We start from the raw sequence: 3424 nt of genomic DNA on the forward strand, positions 1-3424 counted from the left end.
CTTCGACACCGCTGCGCAAGTCTACCTCCGGTAGCGGTGGTCACACGGGGCCTGCTACTGGGTACGGATTTACTGGATGGTCCACTGAGTCTATGTTAGTCGCTTTCAGCAAAATAGTCCCGGATTCGGCGTCCCAAAAGACAAGCTCACTCAGTATCTTCGGGCGTTTTAGCTTCGCAGAGAGGTTTCGACCAGCCTGGTCGAAAAGCGCTCAAGCACACTGTTCGAGCCGCTCTCTGAGATTAACAATGTGCTATACATGAGCGATGACAGTTTGTCACCAATCGAAGACATCAAGCCGTTCGGAATCTCGTAAGATGAACGGGCCAGTCGCGCCAGTACGTTTCGAGATCGTGGCAATACGAAACATATACGAAATAAAGACGAACAACGGGAGTGCCGCGAGCGTAGCGGCACCACTCACAACCCACAATAAGTTCTCGACACCGAGAACCCGTCCCGGAAACATCTCGGGTTCGAGATAGAACACGACCGCGATCGCAACCGTCAACGCGAGGGGCGTAACGTACATGATTGCCCGCGAGAGATTCACGAATTCCCACTGGAGATAGTGAGTTTTGAAGTACTCCTGTGCCGGACCGAACAGTTGGAGTACATTCTGCACCCGTTCGAAAGCATCCGCTTCCTCGGACGAAAGCGATTCCTCGTGATCGATCCGGAGCCGTCGCGCTGCGTAGATCTTCCATGAGTAGTTGTAGTTGAGTGCCGCCCGAATCACCGCGAACTCCCCAAATTGTGCATCCGCGAGTTCATTTTCGATGCCGGCAGCGTTTTCAGAGACACGGTTTGCGAACTGACTTACCCGCTCACGAAGCGTCGCGTTATCATTATCGGAGACCGCCTTTTCGAGTGCCGTTGCCTGTCGCCGGCTCGCCGCCGAGAGTAAGATGAGATACGTCGCAGGACTCGGTTCACCTATCTGATTAGCGGCGTTTTCGACGTCTTTCTGAAGCTTGAGTGATTCTTCCATTCGGTCGCGTTGGTTTCCGGCCTGTGCGAGTTCGCGTGAAACGGCGAGTTGGGCAATCGATATAATCAGCGACACACCCGTGATGATACCGCCAACGAGAGCCTGAAACACGGTTTCAGTCGGGTCCTGTTCCTGCATCGTCACTCGAAGCGAACTAGGGGTGAGGACACCAAGAGCGACCAATCCGAAAAAGACTGTGAGCGCGAGGCCGCTTGCAACCACAACCCGATGGGCGTCAAGTAGGATCCACAGCCGAAAGCGGTTCTCATCGGTTCGCGACTGTCGATTCGAGGCTTCCGGGTTGCTCACGGAGTACTATCCGGGGTCGCGACTGAAAAACCCAAAAATAAGTGCTATTCACGCCGTACACCGGTTGATGACGGTCCCATCGTTCATCTCTGGCGAACAGAACTTAGTGAACTGAGGATCGGTATGCGGTCAATCGGAACTGCCAGCACCTGTGGTTCCACGATCAGTGCCTAAAGTGTCTTCTTCGAACGCTGACAGCGGCGTACTGACATCTTCAAGGGACTTCTGGGCCGCCTCAATTCCCCAGAACCATTCTCGAGGACGGCAGCAATCAGCATTAGCGCAGTGGCAAAGAGATAGCCATAGAAGACGAGTGTGTCTGTCCAGACGTGTTATCGTCAGAAGTGCTTAGTGTATCCCTGCTATGAATCCGGCATGAGAGCTGTTCGTCAACAGTCGTTTGGCGAGGTAGACGTCTTAGAGGTCGAGGAAGTCGATGTTCCTCGTCCGGCCCCGCACGAGGTTGTCGTAGAAGTTCGAGCCGCTGGGGTGAATCCAACCGATACGTACTACCGGCAAGGAGCGATCGGTCAGGGACCGTTCAGTGAGCTGGCTACCCCCTCGCTTCCAATGACACTCGGATCAGATTTTGCGGGAGTCGTAGATACGGTCGGATCGCAAGTCCAAGCTTTCGACACTGGCGATCGAGTATTTGGGACTGGTCTGCACAGCGGTCTTTTCTCACAGGGATCATATGCCGAGTACGCGGCTGTTCCCGTGGAGCTGGTCTGTCAGCTCCCAGCCGAGGTTGATTTCGTGACCGGCGGTGCGGTCGGTTTGGCAGGCGTCACGGCGTGGCGATCTCTGTTCCAATACGGCGAACTGGTACCTGGTGAGGCCTGCTTGATTCACGGAGGTTCCGGTGGTGTGGGCCATCTCGCGGTCCAGCTTGCAGCCCGTACGGACGCTACTGTGGTCACAACGGCTGGATCATCGTCTGCTTGTGAGCGTGTTCATGAATTCGGTGCGGATACCGCCCTTGATTATCACGAGTCCGAATTGGTAGCAGCGATAGACGAGGCCCAGCCCGACGGATACGACGTGATAATCGACCATCGGTTCGATGACTACGCTGAACTTGACATCGATGTTGCTCACTTCGGTGCTCACGTCGTGAATATTGGTGGGTCTGAAGGAGAACTCTCGTCAACTGCTCTCGCACGAACAAAGGAGCTCACCATCCACTTTATGACTGCCGCCAACCTCGTCGAACGCTCAGAGCTGATGCAGGTCGCCGCAGTCCTCAAACGACTTTCACGAGTGCTTGCGGATGGATCGGTTACGGTCTCTGTGGCACGAGAATATGATCTGACAGAGGCCCGCGAAGCTCACCGGGATATCATGTCGAGCGGGGATTTCGGGAAATTGGTTATCATCCCGTAGATGGATGTTGGCTACTTCGTCTTAGGAACGCACATTAGTATATTCGAACTGTTATTTATTCGTCCTGTCCATAGTGTAGTATAAAAGACTGCCAAATCCAAGACCATGAAATAAGGACGGGGTGGCAAAGGCCGACAACTAGACAGCATAATAGAAGATTTTTCTCACCGGAGAGGCAACTCCTACGAGGCTACTTCTCGTAGTCATACACGCAATGATCGACAGTACGACGACATCGATGGAAGGGTATCGGACCGAGACTCATGTCGACGACCAGACGGTGACTATCGACGCAGGTACTGAAGCGGGTCCGCGACCGACAGAGGCACTGGTTGCAAGTTACGCCTCCTGTTATACCGTCGCGCTTCGTATTGGTGCACAGCAACGGGATGCGGGCGATCTCGGCCGTGTCGAGATCGATGCGGAGGCCGATCGCGATACTGACGATAATCTCGAAGCCATTCGGTTTGCAGTCGCCGTCGAGAGCGATCTCGATGACGAAATCCTGGGAGCAATCGTTGACCGTGCGAACGCTCTCTGTCATGTTCACGACGCACTCCGGGAGGAACTCCACGCAGATGTCAGTATCCGCGGGAACGCCTCGTGGTGATCAAGCCACAGTGCTCTCAGTTGCAGTCGTAGCCTACTCCAGGGCTCTGTTGAATCACTAGACGGCGTCGGGATCGGTCGCTAGATCAAAGGCATTGAAGCGAGAGACTTGCGTTGTCTATGACCCAAATC

General features: G+C 54.5%; 3 protein-coding genes. 2 read left to right on the forward strand and 1 reads right to left on the reverse strand.

The annotated features are described in order from the left end of the window. Positions 1–277 precede the first annotated feature (277 nt). Entirely contained in the window at positions 278–1300 is a 1023-nt protein-coding gene (locus tag C451_RS04530) for a hypothetical protein (protein ID WP_241431185.1), read from the reverse strand. 375 nt (positions 1301–1675) lie between these two features. Between C451_RS04530 and C451_RS04535 the strand changes: the two genes are divergently transcribed. Both C451_RS04535 and C451_RS04540 read left to right on the forward strand, forming a co-directional pair. Further along, on the forward strand, positions 1676–2683 hold the full coding sequence (locus C451_RS04535; RefSeq protein WP_007738203.1) for an NADPH:quinone reductase: 1008 nt from the start codon (positions 1676–1678) through the stop codon (positions 2681–2683). Between the two features lie 214 nt (positions 2684–2897). Beyond that, complete coding sequence (locus C451_RS04540) at positions 2898–3293, forward strand: OsmC family protein (protein ID WP_007738205.1); 396 nt, start codon at positions 2898–2900, stop codon at positions 3291–3293. Positions 3294–3424 lie beyond the last annotated feature (131 nt).

It is taken from the genome of Halococcus thailandensis JCM 13552 (assembly GCF_000336715.1).
Taxonomy (GTDB): domain Archaea; phylum Halobacteriota; class Halobacteria; order Halobacteriales; family Halococcaceae; genus Halococcus; species Halococcus thailandensis.